This window comes from Pseudomonas sp. BF-R-30, assembly GCF_019956175.1.
GTDB classification, from domain to species: Bacteria; Pseudomonadota; Gammaproteobacteria; order Pseudomonadales; family Pseudomonadaceae; genus Aquipseudomonas; species Aquipseudomonas jessenii.
Genome location: NZ_JAHBDE010000001.1, coordinates 186,342 through 210,457, shown reverse-complemented (window position 1 = coordinate 210,457; position 24,116 = coordinate 186,342). Strand labels below are relative to the sequence as shown.

Sequence of the window (24,116 nt, the reverse complement as noted above, 5' to 3'; positions counted from 1 at the left end):
GGCAGTACACAGAATCCACAAACCACCGAAATTTCTGTAGGAGTGAGCCTGCTCGCGATGAGGGCGGCACATTCAAAATAGATGTCGACTGACACTCAGTCTTCGCGGGCAAGCCCGCTCCCACAGGGTTATGAGGTGAACTCAATATTTACGCACAACCGAAAATACTGTGGGAGCGAGCCTGCTCGCGAAAAGGCCGGTACATTCAACATTGATGTTGAATGACAGACCGCCATCGCGAGCAGGCTCGCTCCCACAGGTTTAGGTGTTGGCTTCAGACTGCCGGCTGAAACGGCACAAACTCCGTCACTTCCAGATCAAACCCGGACACGGCGGTGTACGGCACCGGCGAACTCATCAGGCGCATTTTGCGCACGTTCTGGTCGCGCAGGATCTGCGCGCCGATGCCCAAAGTCCGTTGCGGAAACTGTGGCGCCCGGTGCTTGCCGCCGCTGCGCTGACGCAGTTGCTCAAGCACGCCCTCGGCGGATTCCTTTTGCGCCAGCAGCACCAGCACACCGCTACCGGCCGCCGCGATACTGGCCAGCGAACGCTCCAGCGTCCACTGTTGCGGCCCGCCTTCGCTTTCACACCCCAGCACGTCACGCAACGTCTCGATGCTTTGCACCCGCACCAACACCGGTTGCGTGCTGTCGATCCGGCCCTTGACCAGCGCCAGGTGCAGCGAGCCCTGGTAGGTGTCCTGATAGGTGGTCACCTGGAACTCACCGTGGCGGGTATGCAGCGGATACTCGCCGCCGCGCTCGATTGTGCCTTCATGCAGGATGCGGTAGTGAATCAGGTCGGCAATGGTGCCGATCCGCAAGCCATGACGTTGGGCGAACTCATGCAATTCGGCACCACGGGCCAGTTCGCCGTCCTCGTTGAGAATGCCCACCAGGGTTGCCGCCGGTTGCAGCCCCGCCAGACGTGTCAGGTCGCAAGCGGCCTCGACATGTCCGGCCCGCTGCATCACGCCACCGGGCAAGGCTTGCACCGGGAAGATATGCCCCGGTTGCACCAGGTCCGTCGGAACGCTGGCCGGGTCGACCGCCACCTGGATCGACCGCGCACGGTCCGCCGCCGAGATACCCGTGGACACCCCGGTGGCGGCTTCGATCGAGCGGGTAAAACCCACGCCATGTTGCGCCCGGGAGTTGGGCACCATCAGGTCCAGGCCCAGCGCGCGACAGCGCTGCTCGGTCAGGGCCAGGCAAATCAGTCCGCGTGCCTGCACCGCCATGAAGGTGACGGCTTCGGCCCCGGCCTGTTCGGCGGCCATCAGCAACGAGCCTTCGCCGTTGTGTTCGTCGTCGGTGATCACCACCATCCGACCGGCGCCGATGGCCTCGATCAGTTGCGGTACCGTGTTGAAAGCCAGGCCTTTCATTTGAGCGCCCCGCGCAGGTCGGCTGCCGCATCGGACAAGGCATGTGCCGCCCCTTCGACAAATGGCGCCATGCTGATAAAACCATGGATCATGCCGTCGCAACGCTGTACGCGCACAGGCACGCCGGCCTCGCGCAGACATTCGGCCATGGCCTCGCCCTCATCGCGCAACGGGTCGAATTCGGCAGTCATCAGGGTCGTTGGCGGCAATCCCGCCAGGCTCTCGGCACGCAACGGCGAGGCCAATGGGTCATCCGCCTGCCCGACGTCTTGCAGATACTGCTGCCAGAACCAGCGCATCATTGCGGCGGAAAGCAGATAGCTCTCGGCAAAGTCTTCGAAAGACTGAGAGTCGCAACCCGCATCGGTGACCGGGTAAAACAGGCACTGATAGCTGATCTTCGGCCCTTGGCGTCGTGCCGCCAACTGACTGACCGCCAGCGCCAGATTGCCCCCGGCGCTGTCTCCGGCCACAGCCAGCCGGCTGCCATCGACGCGCAGTTCAGCCGCGTGCTCGACCAGCCAGCAGGTGGCCGCATAACAATCGAGAGGCGCAGCGGGGAACTTGCTTTCCGGCGCCAGTCGGTAGGCGACCGACACCACCACCGCTTCGGTCTGGCGGGCCAGCGAGCGGCAGAGATTGTCGTGGGTATCGAGATTGCCCATGACAAACCCGCCACCATGGAAAAACACCAGCAACGGCAGGTCGGGTTCTTCCGATGGCCGGTACAGCCGTGCGTCCAGTTCACCGTCCGCGCCGGCCACCCGCAAGTCGCGCACTTCGCTCATCGGGTCGCCGGGGATGGCCGGCAGCAGGTTGTCGGAGAACTGCCGGTACTGAGCGGCATCGACCTGGCTGAAATCGGGCTCGGGGATGTCGCGAAATTGCTGGAGCACCCCAGCGATCTGCTTATCGAGCGGCATGGGCATCATCCTCTACGTCGGCCATTTGAAACTGCGGATTGGTCTCGCCCAGGATGCTTTGTACCCGGCGCTCAAGGGCCGGCTTGAAACCCTTGTGGGGCAGAATCCAGAAGCGTTTTTGCGCGATGGCGGCGAACACTTGCGCGGCCAGTTCCGCCGGGGTCATGCCCTGGCGAATGGTGCTGTCGAGCAGTTGACTGAAGTCGGATCCGGCGGTGTCCACCACCTGGTTCGACGCCATGATTTCACTGGCCACCGGCCCCGGGCACAGCACCGAAACCGATACCGGCGCACCGATCATGGCGAGTTCGTAATGCAGGGTTTCCGAGAGCGCGACCACCGCCTGCTTGGTCACGTTGTACGGCGCCATCAGCGGACTGCTGACCAGCCCGGCAAGGGACGCGGTGTTGATCACATGGGCTGCCCGGCCCTGACTGAGCAGCAACGGCACAAAGGTGCGAATGCCGTTGATAACGCCGTTGAGGTTGACGTCCAGCATGCGCTGCCATTGCGTCTCGGTGATTTCCCAGCTGAAGCCGGTTTGCATCACCCCGGCATTGTTGAATAGCAGGTCGACCCCGCCGAAGTGCTCGACAGCCCGGTCACGCAAGCGCTCGACCTGTTTCACATCACCGACATCGGTGACGCAGGCAATCGCTTGCACACCGCTGGCCTTCAATTCGTCGCACAGGGCCAGCAGGCCCGCTGCATCCCGATCCGCCAGCACCAGGCGCATGCCCAGTGTCGCCGCGTGTTTGGCCAGGCCACGGCCAATACCACTGGCGGCCCCGGTAATCACCGCTACCGGCCCTTGTTCATTATTCATCGCCAACTCCTGCCATGGGTCCAATGGCGCCAGTAGAGCGGGCCTACTTAAAGCAGCCATCGTCCATTCAGACGATGCCCGCTTTTACAGGGGCGGCAGAATCCGTTACATGCGCCAACCCCGTGATCCCTTGGGAGAATAATAAGATGAGTACCCTGCACCGCATCGAAGCCAAACTGCTGGAAGACCGCTACGCCCGCGGCTGGCATTGCCTGGGCCTGGCCGCGCAATACCGCGACGGCAAGGCCCATCGCCTGGAGGTGTTCGGCACCCGTCTGGTGGCGTTCCAGGGTGAAGACGGCGAGCTGCATATTCTTGATGGCTACTGCCCGCACATGGGCGCCGACCTGAGCACCGGTTGCGTTGAAGGCAACTCGATCCGCTGCCCGTTCCACGCATGGCGTTGGGGCGCCGATGGCGTGTGCGATGACATCCCCTACGCCAAGCGCATCCCGCCACGGGCCAAGATCAAAAGCTGGCCGATCATGGAAGAGAACCAGTTGCTGTTCGTCTGGAATGACCCCGAAGGCAACCCCCCGCTGCCGGAACAACGCATTCCGCGCATCGACGCCTGCTACAGCGACGAATGGGCGGCGTGGGAAGTCGCTGAGCTGCAGATTGACACCAACTGCCGCGAACTGATCGACAACATCGCCGATATGGCGCACTTCGGCACCGTCCATGGCGCACCGGTCGACGAGTTCATCAATATTTTCCAGGGCCACCTGGCCACCCAGATCATGCGCGCCCGCAGTGAGCGCCTGTCCGGTGACAGCGTGCTGACCACCGAAGCCACCTATTTCGGCCCGGCCTATCAGATCACCGAGATGAACGGTGCCATGAACGGCCAGCCGATCCACTCGATCCTGCTCAACTGCCATGTGCCGGTCGACCTCGACAGTTTCACCCTGCGCTACGGCGTGCTGGTGAAGAAGATCCCGGGCTTGAGCGAAGAGCAGAACCAGGCGATGGCCAAGGCCTACGTGGCGCAGGCGCAGGCAGCCTTCTACGAAGACGTGGCCATCTGGCACAGCAAGACCCGCGTCGATAACCCGCTGTTGTGTGACGGCGACGGTCCGGTCTATCAGCTGCGCCGTTGGTACGAGCAGTTCTACACCGACGTCGAGGCGCTGTCGGCGGACGTTGCCGAACACAAGAAGTTTGTCGTGCGCGCCAGCGAACGGGTCTGACGCCAGCGGCTTTTCGCCCGCCATGGGCCTGTTCGGCAGCCGCCGGTCAGGCCCTGCGCCCGAGCGTTGCAAGGAGTCGATACCGGCGCTTATTCTCGGCCACCGCCAACGCTAATAATAAAAACGGTTTTTTCCTATGCAGCAGAGCCTCAGCCTCGATACGTTCAGCGATTTGATCGGCAACCTCTATCAGGGTCCGCTGGAAACCATTCCCTGGGCTACTTTTCTCAATCAGCTCAATGTGCATCTGAACAGCAAGTACGTGACCTTCATCCTGCGTCCGCCCAGCGCCCACGTGGACGGCTTGATGGTCAACACCACCGGCACCTCGACCGAGGCGACCGCGTCGTACAACAAACACTTTTTCAGCCTCGATCCGTTTGTCGACCTGCCCAACCGCCAGGTGGTGACCCTCGCCGAGTTCGTCTCCAACGACGACTGGCAGAATTCCGAGTTCTACAAGAACTTCCTTGAACCGGTGGACGTGTTCCACATCCTCGGTGCCGACATCAACACCGTCGACGGCGCCCAGTGCCGCATTCGCATCAGTCGCGGGCGTGACGACAAGCCTTTCGGCAACGAAGAAAAGGCCATGCTCACGCATTTCATTGCGCACCTGGAGCGTTCGATCAAGATCCACATGCAACTCAACCGCATCGAAGCCGAACGCAATCTGTACGCCGGCGCGGTGAACCAGATGGCGGTCGGCACGATCATCCTCGATGAGGCCGGCAAGGTACTGCAGACCAACCAGGTCGCCGACCGGCTGATCCAGGAAAAGGACGGCATCAAACTGGTCAACGATGGCCTGCAGGTCGGTACGGCCCGGGACACCCAGGAGTTCCGTCGCCTGGTCAAGCAGTCGCTGCTGTCGCAAAAAAGCAGCAACCCGTCGGTGGTCGAAGCCCTGCGCGTGCAGCGGCCGTCCGGCAAAGCGGACCTGGGGATCATCGTGCGCTCGGTGCCATTGACCGACTGGAGCGAAGGCAAACAGTGCCCGACCGTGGTGATTTTCATCAGCGACCCGGAACAACAATCCACCGCACCGCAGGAAATCGTTCGCGCGCTGTTCGACTTCACCCCGGCGGAAACCCAGCTGGCGATGTTGCTGGCCAACGGCTTGACCCTCGACGAAGCCTCGGAGGAGCTGGGCATCAGCCGCAACACCTCGCGGGCACACCTGCGCTCGACCTTCTCCAAGACCGGCGTGACCCGCCAGACCATGCTGGTGCGCCTGATCCTGCGCAGCGTGGCGACCCTCGGCTAGCCCTCATTGCCGCCCTCGTCCGCTCGGACGATGGCGGCTCCCGTTGCACAGCGCACAGTGTCTTTATCCCAAACAGGGGACTGCCCCATGCGCAACTGCCCAACCATCCTCAAGACTGAACTGCTGGCGCAAAGCGGCCACTTTCAGATCGAAGCCCTGCACCTGCAATTCAGCAACGGCCAGCAGCGGGTCTACGAACGCCTGCGCGGCACCGGTTATCGCTCGGTGATGCTGGTGGCGATGCCCGATCCAGAGCATGTGCTGCTGGTGCGCGAGTACGCGGTCGGTGTGGAAAAAACCATTCTCGGCCTGCCCAAGGGCGGCGCCGAGCCCAATGAAGACTACTTGCAGGCGGCGCAGCGCGAGCTGAGCGAAGAAGTCGGAATGCGCGCCGAACGCCTCACTGAACTGGGCGAGCTGACCCTGGCACCGGGGCACTTGTGCCATCGCTACCGGGTCGTGCTGGCCGAACAACTGAGCCCCTGCCAACTCGAAGGCGACGAACCCGAACCCCTGGAATGCCTGCGGGTACCGCTGGCGCAAATCCCCGAACTGGTGGCCCGCGGTGAACTCCACGAGGCCAGGGCGATTGCGGCGCTGTTCATGGCAATAGGCGCCCTCGCCCGACGGGTCTGACACCACACAGTACCTGTGGGAGCGAGCCTGCTCGCGATAAGGTCGGCACATCAAACATCCATATTGCCTGACACACCGCCATCGCGAGCAGGCTCGCTCCTACAGGGGATCAAGGCCAGACGCAGATCCCGGGAACGCCCGATAAACCTGTAGGAGCGAGCTTGCTCGCGATGAGGCCGGCACATCCAACATCCATATTGCCTGACACACCGCCATCGCGAGCAGGCTCGCTCCCACAGGGGATCAAACACCCACAAGGGAAGGGGCAGCTTCAAATTGGTCGGCTAGTCCATTCGGACGAGGCAACTCGCGCGCCGCCGCCATAACCTGTCTCTACAACAATAAAACCGTGTCGAGACTCATCATGCGCAAAACGACTTGTGCTCTGTTCATCATCCTCTGTGCGGGCGCTTCCACCAGTCTGTGCCAGCTGTTCAAGAACGAAGCCTACCGACCGACCACGGCTTACTTCAGCTGTTCGAGCTCGGCCATCAACTGCTACCCGCCCGTGGTGCGCAATCTGCTGCCTTGAGCACGGTTTCCACCGGCCATAAAAAAACCACCGGATCGGTGGTTTTTTCGTTGCCGCATTAATCAGGTCGGCAGTACACCCCTGGCCCGCGACAGGGTCAACGCCAGGTCTTCGATCATGTCTTCCTGGCCACCCACGGTTCCGCGTCGGCCCAGCTCCACCAGCAGTTCGCGAGCAGCGATGCCGTACTTCTGCTCGGCACGCTTGGCGAACAACAGGAACGAGCTGTAGACCCCGGCGTAACCGAGTGTCAGTGCGTCCCGGTCGAGGCGGATCGGCTGGTCCATCATCGGCACCACCAGGTCTTCGGCCACGTCCATGATCTTGTACAGGTCGACGCCGCTGTTGACGCCCATGCGCTCCAAAACTGCGACGAACACTTCCAGCGGCGTATTGCCCGCCCCCGCGCCAAGACCCGCGACCGAACCGTCGATCCGTGCAGCACCGGCCTCGATGGCAGCCAGGGAGTTGGCGATGGCCATGCCCATGTTGTGGTGGCCGTGGAAACCGACTTCGGTCCCGGCGTTCAGTCCCGCACGCAGGGCCCCGATCTTTTGCGTCACTTCATCGGGCAGCATGTAGCCGGCCGAGTCAGTGCAATAGATGCAATTGGCGCCGTAGCTTTCCATCAACCGCGCCTGCTCCAGCAGTTTTTCCGGGCTGACCATGTGCGCCATCATCAGGAAGCCAACGGTGTCCAGGCCCATCTTCGCCGACATGCCGATGTGTTGGCCGGAAACGTCCGCCTCGGTGCAGTGGGTCGCCACACGAATGGTCGACACGCCGTGTTCGTGGGCCATTTTCAGGTGGTCGAGGGTACCGATCCCCGGCAACAACAGGGCCGAGACCTTGGCCTGTTTCATCTTCGGAATCACCGCAGAGAAGTATTCCTCGTCGCTGTGGGCCGGGAAACCGTAGTTCAGCGAAGCACCGCCCAGGCCATCGCCGTGGGTGATTTCGATCAGCGGCACACCGGCCGCATCGAGACCGGTGGCCACCGAGACCATTTGTTCGATACTGATCTGGTGCTGTTTGGCGTGCATGCCGTCGCGCAGACTCATGTCATGCAGACGGACGCTCTTATCTTGCAAATTCATAGCGATTCTCCACTCAACGGGCAGGCAATTGCAGGGTGCCCTTGTGGGCTTCTTCGGCGAACATCTCGGCCGTGCGCAAACCGGCGGCGGTCATGATGTCGAGGTTGCCAGCGGACTTGGGCAGGAAATCGCCGAGGCCTTCGACCTCGATGAAGATCGACACCTTGCGCCCATCGAACACCGGCCCGTTGATCAGCTTGTAGCCGGGCACATAGCGTTGCACTTCGCGGACCATCTCCAGCACCGAGGTGCGGATTGCATCCTGGTTCGGCTCGTCATCGGTCAGGCAATGGATGGTGTCGCGCATCATCAGCGGCGGCTCGGCCGGGTTGATCACGATGATCGCCTTGCCGCGTCGGGCGCCGCCGATCTTCTCCACCGCACCAGCGGTGGTGCGGGTGAACTCGTCGATGTTCTGCCGCGTGCCCGGGCCCACCGAACCGGAGGACACGGTCGCGACGATTTCGCCGTAGCTCACCGGCTGCACCCGCGACACCGCCGCCACCATCGGGATGGTCGCCTGGCCACCGCAGGTGACCATGTTGACGTTCATCGCCAGGCTCGACGCGTGCTCCTTGAGGTTGACCGGCGGCACGCAGTACGGACCGATGGCCGCCGGCGTGAGGTCGATCATGATCACCCCGAGTTCGTTGAGCTTGCGGCTGTTTTGCGCGTGTACGTAAGCCGAGGTGGCATCGAAGGCAATGCGAATGTCATCGTCGAGCACGTGAGGCAGCAAACCATCGACACCGCCGGCGGTGGTTTTGATGCCCATTTCCCGGGCACGTTTCAGGCCTTCGGATTCAGGGTCGACGCCAACCATCCACACCGGCTCGATCCATTGCGATCGGCACATTTTCATCAGCAGATCGGTGCCGATGTTGCCCGGGCCGATAATGGCCGCTCTGAGTTTTTTGCTCATTGGGTCAAACTCCAAAAGTCAGGCGCAGAAAGACACCCGGGCACTGCCCAGGCCATCAATGGTCAGTTCAAAACGGTCACCGGCACGGGCCGGTTCCAGCGGTACCAGCGAGCCGGACAGGATGATTTCCCCGGCCTTGAACGGAATGCCGAAGGCGCCCAGGGTATTGGCCAGCCAGGCCACCGCAGTCAATGGATTTCCCTGAACCGCCGAACCCAGGCCTTCACTCAGGGGCTCTGCGTTTTTGAACACGCGCATGCGCAAGTTCGGCAGGTCCAGTTCGCGCGGATCCACCTTGCTGTCGCCCAACACAAACACTCCGCAAGAAGCGTTGTCTGCGACCGTGTCCTGGATGCGGATACGCCAGTCGTGAATCCGCGAGTCGACGATCTCGAAACACGGCATCACGTATTCGGTGGCGGCCAGCACGTCGGCTTCGGTGATGCCGGGGCCGACCAGGTCATGCTTGAGCTTGAAGGCGATCTCGCCCTCGGCACGGGGCTGGATCAGTTTGTTGGCGGACAGGGAAATTTGCGCATTGTCATCGAACGACATCTGCCGCGTGATAAAACCGAAATCCGGCTGATGCACGTTAAGCATCTGCTGCACCGCCGCCGAGGTCACGCCGATTTTCTTGCCGACGATCTGGTCACCGGCCGCCACTCGACGCTCAATGGCGTACAGGGAAATGTGATAGGCGTCTTCGATGCTGATCGACGGCCAGCGCTCGGTCAGCGGCGCCAGGGTGGAGCCGCTGAGCAGCGCCTGATAAAGCTCTTCGCCGAACTCACGGCGCAATTGCACGCTCATCCACGGGCCTCCTGAAAAAACGCCAGGCACTGGCGGTTGAAAAAGTCACGGTGCTCGACCTGGACCCAATGCCCGCACTCGCTGAGCATGACGAAACGGATGCCGGAGCAGTTTTCAAGCATGGTCTGGGCACCGGACGACGGGCAGAACTTGTCGTTCATGCCCCAGAAACCGAGGATCGGGCACTGCAATTCAGCCAGGCGCGACGTCATGTTCGGCACCTGCATGGTCGACAGCACGCACACCGGTTGCTGCTGAACCACGGCGACGCGCTCGTTGACCGTTTCGTCGCTGATCAGGGTTTCGTCGAACAGTTGCAGGACCAGCAGGCGACGCATGCCCGCCGCATCGTTCAGCTCACCCTTGGCGAAAGCCGCACCCATTTTCTGGATGCCTTCCATCTGCAGGTAATACTGTTCTTTTTCCATCAGGCCACCGGGCGCCATCAGCACCAGACGGCTGATACGCTGCGGTTGGTCGAGGGCCAGTTTGATCGCGATCGCGCCGCCCAGGGAGTTACCGACCAGCACGCAACGCTGGATGTCGAGGGCATCGAGCAAACCGCTGAGGGCGGCGACAAAGAAGTCCAGGGTGTAGAGGGTGTCGGGCTTGTCCGAAGCGCCGTAGCCGGGCAAATCCGGGACGATCACCCGATAGCCTGCTTCGGCGAACAGCGGGTAGTTCTGCTTGAAGTTGCTGTGACCGCTGGCGCCCGGCCCGCTGCCATGGATGAAAATCACCGGCTCGCCGTTGCCGGTGTCTTGCCCGCCGATGTCTTTGTAGTGCAGCTGCAAACCATCCGGCAGCGTAACGAAGTGCCCTTGCGCTGAAGCGCCCATAAGGTGTCCTCCCGGCCTGTTGTTGTAGCCGGATTATTCCGACGGGGCGGGCCATCAACATCGTCCGACAGGACTACGCGCCTGTACTTGTAGGAGCGAGCTCGCTCGCGATGGTCGTCAACGATGACGCTGGATACCTGACACCCCGCGGTGTTCTCAGGTCCATCGCGAGCAGGCTCGCTCCTACAGACAATCTCTAGTCCCTTTGGACGTTGGCCTGCCGGGGTTGCAGACCTAGCATCGGTTACATTCCCGAGCGACAGAACGAGGCCCCCCCATGCTTGATCCAATGGACTTTCGCGGCAAAGTGGTACTGGTCACCGGAGGTGGCAAAGGTGTGGGTCGCGGCATCAGCCAGCGCTTTCTGGACTGTGGCGCCGAGGTGGTGATTTGCGGTCGCGAAGCACCACAAACCTTGCCGGTCAGCGCCGGGCGCGAGGCGCTGTTCGTGGCCTGCGACCTGCGGGATGTCGAGCAGTCCGGGCGCTTGATTACGCAGATCATCGAGCGCTTCGGCCGCCTCGATGTGCTGGTCAACAACGCCGGCGGTTCGCCGAATGCCGACGCCGCCACGGCTTCGCCGCGCTTCAGCGAGGCAATCATCCGCCTGAACCTGATTGCGCCACTGAACCTGTGCCAGCAGGCCAACCAGGTGATGCAGGCCCAGGCCGACGGTGGCGCGATCATCAACATCTGCAGCGTCAGCGCCACCCGCCCTTCCCCCGGCACCGCCGCTTATGGTGCGGCCAAGGCCGGCTTGCTCAACCTGACGACCTCGCTGGCGGTGGAATGGGCGCCCAAGGTGCGGGTCAACGCCGTGACCGCCGGGCTGATTCTCACCGAGCAGGCGGCCATGCATTATGGTGACGACGCGGGCATTGCCAGGGTGGCGGCGACCATTCCGTTGCAACGCCTGGCGACCCCGGAGGACATTGGCGACACCTGCCTGTACCTGGCCTCGAGGCTGGCCCGTTACGTCAGTGGCGCGGACATCGCGGTGCATGGCGCGGGCGAACGCCCGGCATTTCTCGATGCGGCTCAATCCCATCCATAAGAGGACTTTCGACATGCCCGTAGCCAGCCACAGCGTTGTGCTGAACCTCACGCGACAAGCCGCATGGACCAAACTACGCGACCTGAGCCTTGCCCCGCACTATGTACCAGGCCTGACCGGTTGCCAGTTTCATCCTGGCGCAACGGAAGGTATCGGCGCCAGTCGCCGGGTGTTGCGCAAGGGCGGTCAGTATCTGGATGAAAGCGTGGTGCAGTGGCAGGAAGGCACGGGGTTCGTGCTGCGGTTGCACAAGGGCGGCAATGACTCGCCCTTTCCGTTTCGCGAGGCGAGTTTCAGTTATGCCTTGCAAGCCGAAGGCAACGCGACCCGCATCACTCTGCAAATGAGTTACAGCCTGCGCGGTGGCAAGCTGTTTGAAAGGTTGCTGGCCAAGGCCTTCAACAAGGTCGTTCGGCAGATTGCCGAGAACCTCAAGGCCTACTACGAAACCGGCCTAACGCAGAATCCGGATATGGCTGTCAGCACATCCAACATCAATGCTGCCTGATACACCGCCATCGCGAGCAGGCTCGCTCCTACAGGGGATTGGGGGTGCTCGCAATGCCGGCGTCACCACAAAAACTGTGGGAGCGAGCTTGCTCGCTCCTACAGGGGTCACCTCTGGAGTGAGCAACCTTCAGGAACGCGCCACTTCCGAGTGAGCGGTAAAACGGGTGGCGACGATCTTCCATTGGCCGGCGATACGCTGGTAACGGTCCTGATAGAACCCACCCAACTGCCGCGTCGCCCCGCTCTCGCCATCCAGGTTGAAATACCACAGGGCCCAACGGCCCTGGGCTTCATCTTCGCTTAGCACCTCGATTTCCGGGTTGGCGCCGTGATGCAGGTCGATCACCCGCTCATGGCAAGCCAGTTCGCGATACAGCGCGACAAAACTGTTGCGCTCACGAAAGATCCCCAACGGGCCGTAATCGATCAGCACTTCACCTTCGGCGAAGCAGTTGGCAATCACCTCGACCTGCTTGAGATCGCAGGCGTTGAGGTAGCGATGCTTGAGCTGGCGAATATCCTCCAGCGCTTCCAGGCGGGCGATACGCTGTTCCAGGTTCATGCTGCACCTCGCGTCGTCACATTGACCTCACTCCAGTAGGCTTTCATCGAGCGGACCTTGCCGTCGGTATCGAATTCCATCACGTCGATCACATGCAGCGAGCACGGTTGCCCGCCCCACTCCATGTCGACCCGGAACGACATCGCGCCGCAACCGTTGAGCGTCGCGCGCACCGGGCCGGTCTGGGTTGCGGAGACTTTCATCGCCCCCAGTCCTTCACGGTAAAAACGCGCGATGGCGTTGATGCCCTGCAACGGCGCCTGGCCGACCGGGTCTTCAACGGTGGCGTCTTTGGCGTAGAGCGCGAGGATGCCGTCGATGTCGCCGGCATCCACCAATTCCACGTAACGCGCCATTGTCGTCTGGATATGTTGTGCGCTGATCATTCAGACCACCTCGAATAGAGCAGCAGCGCCCATGCCGCCACCGATGCACATGCTCACCACCACGTAACGTAAACCGCGACGCTGGCCTTCGACCAACGCGTGGCCAACCATCCGCGACCCGGACATGCCGAACGGATGGCCGATGGCGATCGCCCCGCCGTTGACGTTCAGGCGCTCGGCCGGAATGCCCAGGGTGTCGCGGCAGTACAGCACCTGGCAGGCGAACGCTTCGTTCAACTCCCAGAGGCCGATGTGGTCCATGGTCAGGCCATGACGCTTGAGCAGTTTCGGAATCGCGTAGATCGGACCGATGCCCATCTCGTCGGAATTGCAGCCGGCGACGGCCATGCCGCGATAGATCCCCAGCGGTTCCAGGCCACGTTTCTCGGCCATTTTCGCGCTCATCAACACCGAGGCCGACGCACCGTCGGACAACTGCGAGGCGTTGCCGGCGGTGATGAAACGACCCTTGTCGCTCCACTGACCGCCCGGCCACACTGGCTCCAGCGCCTTCAGGCTCTGGAGAGTGGTGTCGATGCGGTTGCACTCATCGCGCAGCAAGGTGACGGTTTCATAACTGGTTTCGCCGGTGGCCTTGTCGAACACTGCCTTGCGGCTTGCCAGCGGCGCGAGCTCCCGGTCGAAGCGTCCGGCGCTCTGGGCCTGTGCGGTACGCAACTGGCTCTGGTAGCTGTATTCGTCCTGTTCGTCTCGGGAGATGCCGTAGCGCGCGGAAACGATCTCGGCGGTTTCGATCATCGGGATATAGGCGTGCGGGTCCAGCTCGATCACCGAACCCGACTGATTGCGATACAGGTTCTTGTGCTTGTTCTGCACCAGGGAAATCGACTCCAGGCCACCGGCCACGGCGATGTCGATTTCGTCGCACATGATGCCCTTGGCGGCCATGGCGATACTCATCAGGCCCGACGAGCACTGGCGCTCGACGGCCATCCCGGCAACCGATGCCGGCAAGCCACCGGCAATCGCGCACAAGCGCCCCAGGTTATACGACTGCGTACCCTGCTGCGCGGCGGCGCCGATGATCACGTCGTCCACTTCATCCGGTTCGATACCGGCACGGCGTACGGCTTCGCGCACCACATGCCCACCCAATTGCGGCGCTTCGGTGTCATTGAACGCACCGCGAAAGGCTTTGCCGATCGGTGTGCGGGCGGTGGAAACGATGACGGCTTCTTTCATGCTGGATTCCTCGAAAATGCTGTTGAAGGTCAGGCCGGGTAATAGCGACTGATGGTGTCGACCACGCAGCCGGGGCGTTCCTCGCCATCGATTTCGACGCTGACGCGGATGGTCGCCTGTACGCCGCCCTTCACTTCCTCGACCGCGATCAGTTGCGCACTGCCGCGCACCCGCGAGCCGACGCGCACCACCGAGGGAAAGCGCACCCGCTCACAGCCGTAATTGACGCCCATGGCCAGGCCACGGACCTCGACGATCTGCGGCAAGAACAGATTGACCAGCGACAGGCTCAGGTAGCCATGGGCAATGCAGGCGCCAAACGGACCGTTGGCAGCCTTGAGCGGATCGACGTGAATCCACTGGTGATCGCCGGTGGCGTCGGCGAAGCGGTCGATGCGGTCCTGTTCCAGCAACAGCCAGTCGCTGGCGCCGAGTGATTCGCCCACGGCGTCGAACAAGGCCATCGGCGTGTCGAAAATACGTGGCATGGTCACGCCCTCTGGCTGGACACCGACAACACTTCGCCGGTCATGTAGGAGCTGTAGTCGCTGGCCAGGAACATCATCACGTTGGCCACCTCCCAGACTTCGGCGGCGCGGCCGAACGCTTCGTTGGCGGCCAGTTGATCGAGCACTGCCTGGGGCGCGGATTTGCGCAGGAAATCGTGCAGGGCAATGCTCGGGCTGACCGCGTTGATGCGGATGCCGTAGTCAGCCGCCTCGACCGCTGCGCAGCGGGTCAGCGCCATCACGCCAGCCTTGGCGGCGGCGTAGTGCGCCTGTTCTTTCTGCGCGCGCCAGCCCAGCACCGAGGCGTTGTTGACGATCACTCCGGCACGCCGCTCCATCATTTTCGGCAGCATGGCGCGGGTCATGCGCATGGTGCCGGTGAGCGTCACGTCGATGACCCGATTCCACTCTTCATCGGCCATGTCCACCAGCAAGCGCGAGCCGCCAAGCCCGGCGTTGTTGATCAACACATCGACGCCTTGCAGGTCACGCTCTGCGCAGGCGATCAGCTGCTGTACCTGGGCTTCGTCGGCAACGTTGCAGACCTGGCCGAACACGTGTTGCAGCCCGGTGGTTTCGCGGATTTTCAGCACCGCTTCGGCCAACCGGCCTTCATGGATATCGCTGATCATCAGCGCACGGCAGCCTTCTTCGGCGGCACGCACGGCGGCGGAAAAACCGATCCCGGCGCCTGCGGCGGCGGTGATCAGCACCGACTTGCCGCGCAGCAGGCCGCGACCTTCAACATATTGAGGTACAGACATGAACTCTCTCCTTTCAGGCGCGCGGACGCGGCTCTTTAGGCATGCCCAGGGCACGCTCGGCGATGATGTTGCGCTGGATTTCGTTGCTGCCGCCGTAGAGGGTGTCGGCGCGGCTGAACAGGTAAAGCGACTGCAAACGGGTCAACTGGTAAGGCGCGGCTTCGAGCAATTCCGCCTCGGCGCCGAGGACGTCCATCGCCAACTTGCCGAGGCTGGCGTGCCAGGTCGACCAGAACAGCTTGTAGATGGTCGCCTCTTTGCGCAGCGAACCGTCCTGGCTACCCGAGAGCATGCGCAGCGAGTTGTAGCGCATGATCCGCAACCCGCTCCAGGCCTCGGCCAGGCGCTGACGCAGGATCGGATCGCGGTCGGCGCCATTGGACTTGGCGATGGCGATGATTTCGTTGAGTTCGTTCTGGAACTGCATCTGCTGGCCGAGGGTCGACACACCCCGCTCGAAGCCCAGCAGCGCCATGGCGATCTTCCAGCCTTCGCCCGGCGCGCCAATGATGTTGGTGGCGTCGGTGCGGGCATCGTCGAAGAACACTTCGTTGAATTCCGAGGTGCCGGTGAGTTGCTCGATGGGTCGTACGGTTATTTCTGTCTGGGCCATGGGCACCAGCAGGAACGACAGACCGCGATGGCCGACGCTACCCGGCTCGGTGCGGGCGATGACAAAGCACCAGTCCGATTCGTGGGCCAGGGAGGTCCAGACTTTCTGGCCATTGATGATCCAACTGCCGGTGGTTTCATCCAGCGTTGCGCGGGTCTTGACGTTGGCCAGGTCGGAACCGGCGCCCGGCTCTGAATAGCCCTGGCACCAGAACGACGTACCGCTGACGATCCCCGGCAAAAAACGCTGTTGCTGTTCGACCGTGCCGAATGCGGCGATGGTCGGCCCGGCCAGGCCTTCGCCGATATGCCCCATGCGGCCGGGGCCGCTGGCGCGGGCGTACTCTTCGTTGAAGATCACCTGCTGGGTGATCGACAGGCCGCGCCCGCCATGCTCCGGCGCCCAGCCGACGCAGGTCCAGCCGCCTTCGGCAAGCTTGCGCTCCCAGGCTTTGCGCTCTTGGGGAAACATATGCTCATCGCCCGGACCACCGCGAAAACGCAGGGCTTCGAACTCGCCGCAGAGGTTGGCGTTCATCCAGTCGGCGACTTCCCGACGGAAGCGTTCGTCCTGCTCGCTGAAACTGATTTTCATGGCTGCTCTCCCAGAATCACCGAAGCAATGCGCTCGCGATGCCAGGCCGGTAGCCCGAGGAAGCTCTCGCTGGCGCGGGCGCGCTTGAAGTAGAGGTGCGGGTCGTATTCCCAGGTGAAACCGACGCCGCCATGCAACTGGATCGATTCGGACGCGCAAGAGAAGTAGGTCTCGGAGCACTGCGCCTTGGCCAGCGCCGCCGCCAGCGGCAGTTCGGTCGCGACCTGCGGATCACCCTGGGGATCGAGCACTTCCTGGGCCACGCACGCGGCGTAATAACTGGCCGAACGGGCGCATTCGACTTGCAGCATCATGTCGGCGGCGCGGTGTTTGAGGGCCTGGAAACTGGCAATCGGGCGACCGAACTGCTGGCGCTCCTGCATGTAGGCCACGCTGAGGTCGAGCACCTGCTGCGCGCCGCCGGTCTGCTCGGCAGCCAGGCCGATGCAGGCCAGTTGCAGGACTCGCTCAAGGTGCGACCAGCCGTTCCCGAACTCACCCAGCAGGCAGTCGGCATCAAGGTACAGGTCCTTGAGCTGGATCCGCGCCTGGCGCCGGGTCTGGTCCATGGTCGGCAGCATTTGCCGTTCGATACCAGCACATACGGCGTTCACGGCAAACAGGCTGATGCCCTTTTCACCGGTGGTTCCGGGTTGCCGTGCGGCAATGATCAACAGGTCAGCGCCATGGCCATCGAGCACATGCTTGAGGGTGCCGTCGAGGACGAACCCGTCGCCCTCAGCCACCACCGTTGCCTGGACATCGTCGGCGGACCAGCCGTTGGCACTGCTGAACGCCAGGGTCGCGGTCACGCTGCCATCGGCAATCGACGGCAACCAACGCTGCTTCTGTTCATCATTGGCCGCTAGTAACAGCGCAGGGGTGGCCATGCAGGCGGTGGCGAAAAATGGCGAGCACAGCAAACGCCGGCCCATCTGTTCCAGCAGGATCGTCAGCTCGACAAAGCCGAGGCCCAGGCCCCCATAGGTTTCGGGGATATGAATGGCCGGCCAGTACATTTCCTGGCACAGACGCTGCCAGAGGGCTTCATCGAAACCCCGTTCGCTGACCATTGCCGCGCGCACGGCGGCAGAATCCGAGACATCGGCGAGGAAACCCTCGGCCGATGCGCGGATCATTTCCTGTTCGTCGCTGAATGCAAACTCCATCGCGGCGCCTTCTGCTCGTTTGGCGGGGCGCGCGTGGCGCAACACCCCTTTGAGCATGAAGTTTGGCGCCGCCCGGACGCGGCAGAATCGTTAGCCTTGCCTAGTCCGAACGGGCGATGTCAAAGTGCGCCTACGCAAGTGAAAAACATGAATCGGCTAAGGATGCAGAACCATGAGCACTGAGCAAGAGACGACTTTCGACGAGCCACGGCTCAGCAGCACGGAAATCCGCATTCTGGGTTCGTTGATCGAGAAACAGGCCACCAGCCCGGAAACCTATCCCCTGACCCTCAATGCCCTGGTGATTGCCTGCAACCAGAAAACCAGCCGCGAGCCAGTGATGAACCTGACGCCGGGCCAGGTCGGTCAGAGCCTGCGCGCCCTCGAAGGACGCGGCTTCGCCAGACTGGTGATGGGCAGCCGCGCCGACCGCTGGGAACACAAGGTCGACAAGGCCCTGGAACTGGTACCGGCGCAGGTCATCCTGACCGGGCTGATGTTTCTGCGCGGCCCGCAGACCGTCAATGAACTGCTAACCCGCAGCGGCCGCATGCATGAATTCGAAGACACCGAACAGGTGGTGCATCAACTCGAACGCCTGATTGCCCGGGGTCTGGCCGTGCTGATTCCACGTCAGGCCGGCCAGCGCGAAGACCGTTACACCCACGCCCTGGGCGACCCGGCGGATATCGAAGCGATCATGGCGGCACGGCAAAACCCGGCCGAGCGTGGCGGCAGCGGGGTTTCGGTTGAACGGATCGAAGAACTGGAAGCGCGAATTGCGGCGCTGGAAGAAAGACTGGCCCGGCTCGAATAACCTGGATGTTTACCTGACACAACACTCCCACAATGGATCGTGGACCGACGGACATGTGTGATTGACACAAGACTTGTAGGAGCGAGCCTGCTCGCGAAAAACGTCCAGACGACGCGCTCATTCAGACAGCACGCGTCATCGTTGACGTCCATCGCGAGCAGGCTCGCTCCTACAGTGGTTTGACGGTGCCTGTGGTTACTCGCCGTCCCAGTAATCCACCCCGTCCGCCTGCCGGGCCACCGCAACAAAGCCCGACGCATTACCCTCGGCATCCACCTTGAAGTCATCCATCACGGCGTATTTACCGGAATCCGGGTATTCACAGATTTCCGGTGATTGCTGGGTGCTGACGGCCAGGTACCGCAACTCGCCGTTACTGGTATTGATGATCTGGTGCGCCTTTTCAGGCCCACCCGGTGGACAGGCGATCACATCACCGGCACGGATTGGAAAGCGTTCGGATCCCAGGCGAACCTGCCCTTCCCCGGCCACGACGTAGAACATTTCCTCATTGACCCGATGACTGTGAAACGGACTGCCGCGCATGCCTGGCTCCAGCACATACAGGCGATAACCCAGTTTTTGCGCCCCCAGTTGCTGACCGACACGGGCCAGGCGCTGTTGATAGCGACCGGCGGTTTCACCGGTCGGCGCAAACGCTTCGGGTAGCGGCTCAAGTTCGACCGAATCCAGATTGAGAATGGGGGGATGCATGGACACCTCCTAGCTGCGGGCAAACGCCACGGCCTTCTGGAACTGCTCGTCCGTCGGCCGTACACCGGTATAGAGCACAAATTGCTCCAGTGCCTGGATCGCGATCACTTCCAGCCCGGTGATGACCCGCTTGCCTTCGGCACGGGCACGCACGATCAGCGGTGTTTCCGAGGGTATCGCCACCACATCGAAGACAGTTTCCGCATTTTCGATCACATCAGGCTCAAAGGCCAGTTGATCGGCCTCCGGTCCTCCCGTCATGCCGATCGGGGTGACGTTGACCAGCATCTGCGGGCGACGACTCCCCAGCTCGGCCTGCCACTCATACCCCAAAGACTGCGCCAGCGCCTGCCCGGCGCGCTCGTTGCGGGCCACGATCAGGCCGTTTTCATAGCCGCCATCGCGCAAGGCACTCGCCACGGCCTTGGCCATGCCGCCGCTGCCGCGCAAGGCAAAGGTCGAGTCCTTGGGCACCTGGTGTTTTTCCAGCAACTGGGCAACGGCGATGTAGTCGGTGTTGTAGGCCTTGAGATGCCCGTCGGTGTTGACGATGGTGTTGATCGATTGAATGGCGGCGGCAGATGCGTCGAGTTCATCCACCAGGGCAATGCAGGCTTCCTTGAACGGCATCGACACGCCACAACCACGAATCCGCAGGGCGCGAATGCCGGCAACAGCACCCGTCAGGTCCTGGCTGGCAAAGGCCTTGTAGTAAAAATTCAAGTCCAGTTGTTCATACAGATGATTGTGAAAACGCAGGCCAAAGTTCCCGGGGCGTCCTGAAAGGGACATGCACAACTGGGTGTCTTTGTTGGGGTTCATCTGCATGGGCAAGCTCCTTCAAATGCACTTTTCGGATGGACGGGATTAGCCCTCCATCGGGTTCTGATCGATCATGAAGGTGTGTTCGCACGGGCCTACACGGGTCGGTAAGAAAGTCGGTACAGACCTTACACAAAATTTACCTCGCGGCCGTGCTGTTTTTCAGAAAAACGCTGTCTTAGAAGTATCCCCGCGACAATCCTTGGGTCTATTGCAGACACAAGCGCCGGGTTGAAGAGCCGAGGTACTATCATGATCCGTAAAGTCCCCACAGTAGCCTTGCTGATCGGCGCCCTCGCTATCGCAGGTCAGGCGCAAGCCGGGCATGGTAATGACGCGGCGGTATTTGGAGCGATCGTCGGTACTGCCATCGTCGGCTCGGCTCTGATCAACGCCAACCGCCCGGTCTATGTCGCGCCGCAACCGGTCTACTACCAGCCCGCGCCGGTTTATTACGCACCACCGCCTCCGGTTTACTACCAACCGGCCCCGGTCTACGTGCAACAACCGATCTACTACCGCCCGGCCCCGGTTTACTACGGACCACCCCGTGGTTACTACGGCCCGCCACGCGGCCACTACGGCCGACATTACGGTCGCTGGTAACGGACTCGACCGGCCCCGCTGAAACAGCGGGGCTTTTTTATATCCATTTGTCGGTCCAGGTCTGGATAAATCTCGCCAAGGTCGCTATCGGGACAGTGTCCGTGGCAGAAACAGGCAAGATGGACTCGACCCGATTTCTGCCCTGCGGCACAAATCGGTCATATTTTTGTCATGTCAGCTCCGCAAGCTCGGTGCTGTCCGTCGAAAACAGGTTCATAACAACAAGGACGACCACATGCCAACGCAAAACCCGCACCGCATCGTCGGTCTGTGCACCTCCAGCAAAGTCTACAACGCACTGACCGAACTCAAGCACCTGGAAGGTCATCGCAGCGCCAAGTTTCTCTCGCTGCTGACGCAAAGCCTGGTGCGCAAGGGCCTGCTCAACGAGCAGGAAGTGGTTCATATGCTCGATCAGGTGGTCAGCTGACCGACCAACGGTCGTTTACCCCCTCTGGCATCAATGACCACTATCGAAAACGTTGATTACCCCTCAAGGTACCCGGACCTTAAAGTAACTCCACAGATTGATGGAGGTACTTTTCATGTCCAAGGTTCAGATCATGTCCGTTATCGGCAGCGCCGTCCCCGCACAGCTCAGAGAGCTGGGCATGCTCGCCTGCTGGTACCTGGTGCAGGACGGCGTACAGATCAGCGGCCCGCTCACTTCGCTGCCCGCCGCCCGTGAGCTGTCGCAACGCATCGGCAGCGGCCAGTCCGGCAGGTTCAGCGCCTAAGGCAGCTGCACCCGCGGTTTGGTTTCGATGAAAATGTCCCAGCTCGACATGAACAGGGCTGCGATCAACGGGCCGATGACAAAACCGTTCAGCCCGAAAATCGCCAGGCCGCCCAGGGTCGAGACGAGGATCATGTAGTCCGGCATCCTGGTGTCCTTGCCCACCAGCAATGGCCGGAGCAGGTTGTCCACCAGCCCGATCACCAAGACCCCGAACAATACCAGCACCACGCCCTGCCAGATCGCCCCGGTGAGCAGGAAAAACGCCGCCACCGGCACCCAGACTATTCCCGCCCCCACCGCCGGCAGCAACGACAGAAACGCCATCAACACCGCCCAGAGCAACACGCTGGGAACGTCCAGAAACCAGAAAATCAGACCGCCCAGCGCGCCTTGGGTGATGGCCACCAGCAGGTTGCCTTTCACCGTGGCCCGCACCACACGATTGAACTTGAGCTGCAAACGGCGTTTCTGCTGTTCCTGCAACGGCACCGCCGCACGCACCTTGCGCGCCAGTTCCGCACCGTCACGCAGGAAGAAAAACAGCAGGTACAGCATGATGAAAAAGCTGACGATGAACTCGAATGTGCCCTGGCCGAAACTGAACGCTTTAGAGGCCAGCACCTGCCCGCCGGTCATCGCGCTCTTGACGATTTTCTCGTGCAGCCCGTTCAACTCGCCCATGCCGAAGCGATCCAGCAGATGCTGGAAATACGGCGGCAGGCTGTGCTTGAACTGCGACACATACCCGGCAATGTCGAGTTCGCCGCTCTCGACGCTTTTGTAGAGTGACGCGCCCTCCTGAACCAGCAAGGCGCTGATGATGATCACCGGCAGAATCGCAATCACCAGGCAAATGCTCAATGTGCACAGCGACGTGAGGTTGCGTTGCCAGCCGAACTTCACTTGCAGCCGGCCCTGCAGTGGCGCAAAGAGGATGCCCAGGATCACCGCCCAGAACGCCGCGCCGTAAAACGGCAGCAGGATCCAGATGAAGGCAGCGCTCACCAGCACCAGCAACACCGACAGCGATTTGTCTTGTGGGGTCGTTTCGTTCATGTCCGATCCGTGCCAGCCAGTCAGGACGAAAAACTTTCGTCTTGATGTTTAGTCCGCCACGGCTCGCGCGAGTGCCATCGGTTTGTTGATCAGGCATAGATCCAGGTCAATAAACCCTTGGCACAGGGCATTTACCCTGTGCGGCTTTTGCGACCGACACTGCCATGAACCTCACCGCGCCAGAACTGCTCGCCCCCGCCGGCACCTTGAAAAACATGCGTTACGCCTTCGCCTACGGCGCCGATGCCGTGTACGCCGGCCAGCCGCGCTACAGCCTGCGGGTGCGCAACAACGAATTCGACCACGCCAACCTGGCCCTCGGCATTCGCGAGGCCCAGGCCCGGGGCAAGCGCTTCTACGTGGTGGTGAACATCGCGCCGCACAACGCCAAGCTCAAGACCTTCCTCAAGGACCTTGAACCGGTGATCGCCATGGCCCCGGATGCGCTGATCATGTCCGACCCCGGCCTGATCATGCTGGTGCGCCGGCACTACCCGCAGATGCCGATCCACCTTTCGGTGCAGGCCAATACGGTGAACTGGGCCAGTGTCGAGTTCTGGCAGCAGCAAGGCTTGAGCCGGATCATCCTGTCCCGAGAGCTGTCCCTGGAAGAAATCGCCGAGATCCGCGAGCAAGTGCCGGCCATGGAACTGGAGGTGTTCGTGCACGGCGCGTTGTGCATGGCCTATTCCGGGCGTTGCCTGCTGTCGGGCTACATGAACCGGCGCGATGCCAATCAGGGCAGCTGCACCAACGCCTGTCGCTGGAAATACTCGGCGCAGCCGGCCACGGAAAACCAGCTCGGCGAGATCGTCCGGACATTCGAACCCGAACCGACCCTGGGCATCGGCGCGCCCACCGATCAGGTGTTCCTGTTGCAGGAAGCCAATCGTCCCGGCGAACAGATGCCCGCCTTCGAAGACGAACACGGCACTTACATCATGAACGCCAAGGACCTGCGCGCCGTGCAGCATGTCGAACGCCTGACCCACATGGGCGTGCACTCCCTGAAAATCGAAGGCCGGACCAAATCCCATTTTTATTGCGCGCGTACCACCCAGGTTTATCGCCGGGCCATCGACGATGCGGTGGCAGGCCGGGCCTTCGACCGCGGCCTGATGACCGACCTGGAGTCCCTCGCCCAGCGCGGCTACACCGAAGGTTTTCTGCGCCGGCATGTGCATGACGAATACCAGAACTACCAGAACGGCAGCTCGGTGTCGGAGCGCCAGCAGTTTGTCGGTGAACTGACCGGACAGCGGCGGGATCGCCTGGCCGAGGTCAAGGTGAAAAACCGCTTCGGCCTGGGCGATCACATGGAGCTGATGACGCCCAAGGGCAACTTCCACTTCGATCTGCATCAGTTGCAGAACGCCAAGGGTGAAGCGATCGACGTTGCGCCGGGGGATGGGCATACGGTGTATTTGCCGATACCGGATGCGGTGGAGCTGGAGTTTGGGTTGTTGATGCGGGATGTGAGGGGCTGAACATCAGCAACAGTGCCATGTGAACCTGTGGCGAGGGGGCTTGCCCCCGCTGGGGTGCGAAGCAGCCCTAAATCCAGAA

28 protein-coding genes are annotated in these 24,116 nt (G+C 61.9%); 11 read left to right on the top strand and 17 right to left on the bottom strand.

Annotated features, from left to right (window positions below; genetic code table 11):
* Positions 1–274 precede the first annotated feature (274 nt).
* Genes KGB20_RS00855 through KGB20_RS00845 form a run of 3 tightly spaced genes read right to left on the bottom strand, consistent with a single transcriptional unit; the run spans position 275 to position 3,139 of the window.
* Positions 275–1,390, bottom strand: coding sequence for a 3,4-dihydroxy-2-butanone-4-phosphate synthase (locus tag KGB20_RS00855; RefSeq protein WP_223531819.1), 1,116 nt, complete (start codon positions 1,388–1,390; stop codon positions 275–277).
* Positions 1,387–2,313: an alpha/beta hydrolase gene (locus KGB20_RS00850; protein ID WP_223531817.1), complete on the bottom strand. Its 927-nt coding sequence runs from the start codon at positions 2,311–2,313 to the stop codon at positions 1,387–1,389. Before KGB20_RS00850 ends, KGB20_RS00855 begins: the two co-directional genes overlap by 4 nt.
* Entirely contained in the window at positions 2,300–3,139 is an 840-nt protein-coding gene (locus KGB20_RS00845) for an SDR family NAD(P)-dependent oxidoreductase (protein WP_223531815.1), read from the bottom strand. Before KGB20_RS00845 ends, KGB20_RS00850 begins: the two co-directional genes overlap by 14 nt.
* A 146-nt stretch (positions 3,140–3,285) precedes the next feature.
* Between KGB20_RS00845 and KGB20_RS00840 the strand changes: the two genes are divergently transcribed.
* The 4 genes from KGB20_RS00840 to KGB20_RS00825 all read left to right on the top strand — a co-directional run bounded on the left by KGB20_RS00840 (position 3,286) and on the right by KGB20_RS00825 (position 6,764).
* Positions 3,286–4,329 carry a Rieske 2Fe-2S domain-containing protein gene (locus KGB20_RS00840; protein ID WP_057714054.1) on the top strand — a complete coding sequence of 348 codons (1,044 nt, stop codon included), beginning with the start codon at positions 3,286–3,288 and terminating at the stop codon, positions 4,327–4,329.
* A gap of 136 nt (positions 4,330–4,465) precedes the next feature.
* Complete coding sequence (locus KGB20_RS00835) at positions 4,466–5,596, top strand: helix-turn-helix transcriptional regulator (protein WP_057714053.1); 1,131 nt, start codon at positions 4,466–4,468, stop codon at positions 5,594–5,596.
* Positions 5,597–5,683: 87 nt separating this feature from the next.
* Complete coding sequence (gene nudE / locus KGB20_RS00830) at positions 5,684–6,232, top strand: ADP compounds hydrolase NudE (protein WP_150814210.1); 549 nt, start codon at positions 5,684–5,686, stop codon at positions 6,230–6,232.
* A 364-nt stretch (positions 6,233–6,596) separates the two neighbouring features.
* The gene (locus KGB20_RS00825; RefSeq protein WP_167362873.1) at positions 6,597–6,764 is read left to right on the top strand and encodes a hypothetical protein; all 168 of its coding nucleotides are present in this window, start codon (positions 6,597–6,599) and stop codon (positions 6,762–6,764) included.
* 62 nt (positions 6,765–6,826) lie between these two features.
* Here KGB20_RS00825 and dmpG read toward each other — a convergent pair whose 3' ends face one another.
* Genes dmpG through KGB20_RS00805 form a run of 4 tightly spaced genes read right to left on the bottom strand, consistent with a single transcriptional unit; the run spans position 6,827 to position 10,432 of the window.
* The gene (gene dmpG, locus KGB20_RS00820) at positions 6,827–7,861 is read right to left on the bottom strand and encodes a 4-hydroxy-2-oxovalerate aldolase (RefSeq protein WP_154861407.1); all 1,035 of its coding nucleotides are present in this window, start codon (positions 7,859–7,861) and stop codon (positions 6,827–6,829) included.
* A gap of 13 nt (positions 7,862–7,874) precedes the next feature.
* On the bottom strand, positions 7,875–8,783 hold the full coding sequence (locus tag KGB20_RS00815; RefSeq protein ID WP_223531813.1) for an acetaldehyde dehydrogenase (acetylating): 909 nt from the start codon (positions 8,781–8,783) through the stop codon (positions 7,875–7,877).
* 18 nt (positions 8,784–8,801) lie between these two features.
* Entirely contained in the window at positions 8,802–9,593 is a 792-nt protein-coding gene (locus KGB20_RS00810; RefSeq protein ID WP_223531811.1) for a fumarylacetoacetate hydrolase family protein, read from the bottom strand.
* Entirely contained in the window at positions 9,590–10,432 is an 843-nt protein-coding gene (locus KGB20_RS00805; RefSeq protein WP_223531809.1) for an alpha/beta fold hydrolase, read from the bottom strand. The genes KGB20_RS00810 and KGB20_RS00805 overlap by 4 nt, the downstream gene beginning before the upstream one ends.
* Before the next feature lie 277 nt (positions 10,433–10,709).
* On the opposite strand from KGB20_RS00805, the gene KGB20_RS00800 reads away from it, so the two are divergent.
* Both KGB20_RS00800 and KGB20_RS00795 read left to right on the top strand, forming a co-directional pair.
* Positions 10,710–11,486, top strand: coding sequence for an SDR family oxidoreductase (locus KGB20_RS00800; protein ID WP_223531807.1), 777 nt, complete (start codon positions 10,710–10,712; stop codon positions 11,484–11,486).
* 13 nt (positions 11,487–11,499) lie between these two features.
* The gene (locus KGB20_RS00795) at positions 11,500–11,994 is read left to right on the top strand and encodes an SRPBCC family protein (protein WP_223531805.1); all 495 of its coding nucleotides are present in this window, start codon (positions 11,500–11,502) and stop codon (positions 11,992–11,994) included.
* A gap of 129 nt (positions 11,995–12,123) precedes the next feature.
* Here the strand turns inward: KGB20_RS00795 and KGB20_RS00790 are convergent, their stop codons facing one another.
* The 7 genes from KGB20_RS00790 to KGB20_RS00760 are packed head-to-tail and all read right to left on the bottom strand — an operon-like array spanning position 12,124 to position 17,796.
* A complete protein-coding gene (locus KGB20_RS00790; protein WP_223531803.1) occupies positions 12,124–12,558 on the bottom strand; it encodes a nuclear transport factor 2 family protein in 435 nt (144 codons plus the stop codon).
* Positions 12,555–12,944 carry a steroid Delta-isomerase gene (locus KGB20_RS00785; protein WP_223531802.1) on the bottom strand — a complete coding sequence of 130 codons (390 nt, stop codon included), beginning with the start codon at positions 12,942–12,944 and terminating at the stop codon, positions 12,555–12,557. Before KGB20_RS00785 ends, KGB20_RS00790 begins: the two co-directional genes overlap by 4 nt.
* A complete protein-coding gene (locus KGB20_RS00780; RefSeq protein ID WP_223531800.1) occupies positions 12,945–14,147 on the bottom strand; it encodes an acetyl-CoA C-acyltransferase in 1,203 nt (400 codons plus the stop codon).
* A 29-nt stretch (positions 14,148–14,176) separates the two neighbouring features.
* The gene (locus KGB20_RS00775) at positions 14,177–14,635 is read right to left on the bottom strand and encodes a MaoC family dehydratase (RefSeq protein ID WP_102671858.1); all 459 of its coding nucleotides are present in this window, start codon (positions 14,633–14,635) and stop codon (positions 14,177–14,179) included.
* Between the two features lie 2 nt (positions 14,636–14,637).
* On the bottom strand, positions 14,638–15,420 hold the full coding sequence (locus KGB20_RS00770; protein WP_057714041.1) for an SDR family oxidoreductase: 783 nt from the start codon (positions 15,418–15,420) through the stop codon (positions 14,638–14,640).
* A gap of 13 nt (positions 15,421–15,433) precedes the next feature.
* On the bottom strand, positions 15,434–16,627 hold the full coding sequence (locus tag KGB20_RS00765) for an acyl-CoA dehydrogenase family protein (protein WP_223531798.1): 1,194 nt from the start codon (positions 16,625–16,627) through the stop codon (positions 15,434–15,436).
* Entirely contained in the window at positions 16,624–17,796 is a 1,173-nt protein-coding gene (locus KGB20_RS00760; protein WP_223531796.1) for an acyl-CoA dehydrogenase family protein, read from the bottom strand. Before KGB20_RS00760 ends, KGB20_RS00765 begins: the two co-directional genes overlap by 4 nt.
* 172 nt (positions 17,797–17,968) lie before the next feature.
* Here KGB20_RS00760 and KGB20_RS00755 point away from each other — a divergent pair, with 172 nt between their 5' ends.
* Positions 17,969–18,613, top strand: coding sequence for a YceH family protein (locus KGB20_RS00755; RefSeq protein WP_057714038.1), 645 nt, complete (start codon positions 17,969–17,971; stop codon positions 18,611–18,613).
* 195 nt (positions 18,614–18,808) lie between these two features.
* Here KGB20_RS00755 and KGB20_RS00750 read toward each other — a convergent pair whose 3' ends face one another.
* On the bottom strand, positions 18,809–19,327 hold the full coding sequence (locus KGB20_RS00750; RefSeq protein WP_223531794.1) for a cupin domain-containing protein: 519 nt from the start codon (positions 19,325–19,327) through the stop codon (positions 18,809–18,811).
* A 9-nt stretch (positions 19,328–19,336) separates the two neighbouring features.
* Positions 19,337–20,155, bottom strand: coding sequence for a shikimate 5-dehydrogenase (locus KGB20_RS00745; RefSeq protein WP_223531792.1), 819 nt, complete (start codon positions 20,153–20,155; stop codon positions 19,337–19,339).
* A gap of 246 nt (positions 20,156–20,401) precedes the next feature.
* Between KGB20_RS00745 and KGB20_RS00740 the strand changes: the two genes are divergently transcribed.
* From KGB20_RS00740 to KGB20_RS00730, 3 genes are all read left to right on the top strand, one after another.
* Entirely contained in the window at positions 20,402–20,755 is a 354-nt protein-coding gene (locus KGB20_RS00740) for a hypothetical protein (protein ID WP_223531790.1), read from the top strand.
* A gap of 235 nt (positions 20,756–20,990) precedes the next feature.
* The gene (locus tag KGB20_RS00735) at positions 20,991–21,185 is read left to right on the top strand and encodes a hypothetical protein (protein ID WP_008052996.1); all 195 of its coding nucleotides are present in this window, start codon (positions 20,991–20,993) and stop codon (positions 21,183–21,185) included.
* Between the two features lie 115 nt (positions 21,186–21,300).
* Entirely contained in the window at positions 21,301–21,492 is a 192-nt protein-coding gene (locus KGB20_RS00730) for a hypothetical protein (RefSeq protein WP_057714034.1), read from the top strand.
* Here the strand turns inward: KGB20_RS00730 and KGB20_RS00725 are convergent.
* On the bottom strand, positions 21,489–22,550 hold the full coding sequence (locus tag KGB20_RS00725) for an AI-2E family transporter (RefSeq protein ID WP_223531788.1): 1,062 nt from the start codon (positions 22,548–22,550) through the stop codon (positions 21,489–21,491). The genes KGB20_RS00730 and KGB20_RS00725 overlap by 4 nt on opposite strands.
* A gap of 164 nt (positions 22,551–22,714) precedes the next feature.
* Here KGB20_RS00725 and yegQ point away from each other — a divergent pair, with 164 nt between their 5' ends.
* A complete protein-coding gene (gene yegQ, locus KGB20_RS00720) occupies positions 22,715–24,037 on the top strand; it encodes a tRNA 5-hydroxyuridine modification protein YegQ (RefSeq protein ID WP_223531786.1) in 1,323 nt (440 codons plus the stop codon).
* Positions 24,038–24,116: the final 79 nt, after the last annotated feature.

Excerpts from the sequence above, each read along its gene's own strand:
- KGB20_RS00760 (WP_223531796.1), bottom strand. The coding sequence starts at position 17,796 with ATGGAGTTTGCATTCAGCGACGAACAGGAAATGATCCGCGCATCGGCC.
- KGB20_RS00740 (WP_223531790.1), top strand. The coding sequence starts at position 20,402 with ATGATCCGTAAAGTCCCCACAGTAGCCTTGCTGATCGGCGCCCTCGCT.
- KGB20_RS00845 (WP_223531815.1), bottom strand. The coding sequence starts at position 3,139 with ATGAATAATGAACAAGGGCCGGTAGCGGTGATTACCGGGGCCGCCAGT.
- KGB20_RS00800 (WP_223531807.1), top strand. The coding sequence starts at position 10,710 with ATGCTTGATCCAATGGACTTTCGCGGCAAAGTGGTACTGGTCACCGGA.
- KGB20_RS00855 (WP_223531819.1), bottom strand. The coding sequence starts at position 1,390 with ATGAAAGGCCTGGCTTTCAACACGGTACCGCAACTGATCGAGGCCATC.
- KGB20_RS00730 (WP_057714034.1), top strand. The coding sequence starts at position 21,301 with ATGTCCAAGGTTCAGATCATGTCCGTTATCGGCAGCGCCGTCCCCGCA.
- KGB20_RS00805 (WP_223531809.1), bottom strand. The coding sequence starts at position 10,432 with ATGGGCGCTTCAGCGCAAGGGCACTTCGTTACGCTGCCGGATGGTTTG.
- KGB20_RS00785 (WP_223531802.1), bottom strand. The coding sequence starts at position 12,944 with ATGATCAGCGCACAACATATCCAGACGACAATGGCGCGTTACGTGGAA.
- KGB20_RS00735 (WP_008052996.1), top strand. The coding sequence starts at position 20,991 with ATGCCAACGCAAAACCCGCACCGCATCGTCGGTCTGTGCACCTCCAGC.
- KGB20_RS00810 (WP_223531811.1), bottom strand. The coding sequence starts at position 9,593 with ATGAGCGTGCAATTGCGCCGTGAGTTCGGCGAAGAGCTTTATCAGGCG.
- yegQ (WP_223531786.1), top strand. The coding sequence starts at position 22,715 with ATGAACCTCACCGCGCCAGAACTGCTCGCCCCCGCCGGCACCTTGAAA.
- KGB20_RS00770 (WP_057714041.1), bottom strand. The coding sequence starts at position 15,420 with ATGTCTGTACCTCAATATGTTGAAGGTCGCGGCCTGCTGCGCGGCAAG.
- nudE (WP_150814210.1), top strand. The coding sequence starts at position 5,684 with ATGCGCAACTGCCCAACCATCCTCAAGACTGAACTGCTGGCGCAAAGC.
- KGB20_RS00765 (WP_223531798.1), bottom strand. The coding sequence starts at position 16,627 with ATGAAAATCAGTTTCAGCGAGCAGGACGAACGCTTCCGTCGGGAAGTC.
- KGB20_RS00780 (WP_223531800.1), bottom strand. The coding sequence starts at position 14,147 with ATGAAAGAAGCCGTCATCGTTTCCACCGCCCGCACACCGATCGGCAAA.
- KGB20_RS00815 (WP_223531813.1), bottom strand. The coding sequence starts at position 8,783 with ATGAGCAAAAAACTCAGAGCGGCCATTATCGGCCCGGGCAACATCGGC.
- KGB20_RS00840 (WP_057714054.1), top strand. The coding sequence starts at position 3,286 with ATGAGTACCCTGCACCGCATCGAAGCCAAACTGCTGGAAGACCGCTAC.
- KGB20_RS00750 (WP_223531794.1), bottom strand. The coding sequence starts at position 19,327 with ATGCATCCCCCCATTCTCAATCTGGATTCGGTCGAACTTGAGCCGCTA.
- KGB20_RS00775 (WP_102671858.1), bottom strand. The coding sequence starts at position 14,635 with ATGCCACGTATTTTCGACACGCCGATGGCCTTGTTCGACGCCGTGGGC.
- KGB20_RS00755 (WP_057714038.1), top strand. The coding sequence starts at position 17,969 with ATGAGCACTGAGCAAGAGACGACTTTCGACGAGCCACGGCTCAGCAGC.
- KGB20_RS00745 (WP_223531792.1), bottom strand. The coding sequence starts at position 20,155 with ATGCAGATGAACCCCAACAAAGACACCCAGTTGTGCATGTCCCTTTCA.
- KGB20_RS00835 (WP_057714053.1), top strand. The coding sequence starts at position 4,466 with ATGCAGCAGAGCCTCAGCCTCGATACGTTCAGCGATTTGATCGGCAAC.
- KGB20_RS00790 (WP_223531803.1), bottom strand. The coding sequence starts at position 12,558 with ATGAACCTGGAACAGCGTATCGCCCGCCTGGAAGCGCTGGAGGATATT.
- KGB20_RS00725 (WP_223531788.1), bottom strand. The coding sequence starts at position 22,550 with ATGAACGAAACGACCCCACAAGACAAATCGCTGTCGGTGTTGCTGGTG.
- KGB20_RS00850 (WP_223531817.1), bottom strand. The coding sequence starts at position 2,313 with ATGCCGCTCGATAAGCAGATCGCTGGGGTGCTCCAGCAATTTCGCGAC.
- KGB20_RS00795 (WP_223531805.1), top strand. The coding sequence starts at position 11,500 with ATGCCCGTAGCCAGCCACAGCGTTGTGCTGAACCTCACGCGACAAGCC.
- dmpG (WP_154861407.1), bottom strand. The coding sequence starts at position 7,861 with ATGAATTTGCAAGATAAGAGCGTCCGTCTGCATGACATGAGTCTGCGC.
- KGB20_RS00825 (WP_167362873.1), top strand. The coding sequence starts at position 6,597 with ATGCGCAAAACGACTTGTGCTCTGTTCATCATCCTCTGTGCGGGCGCT.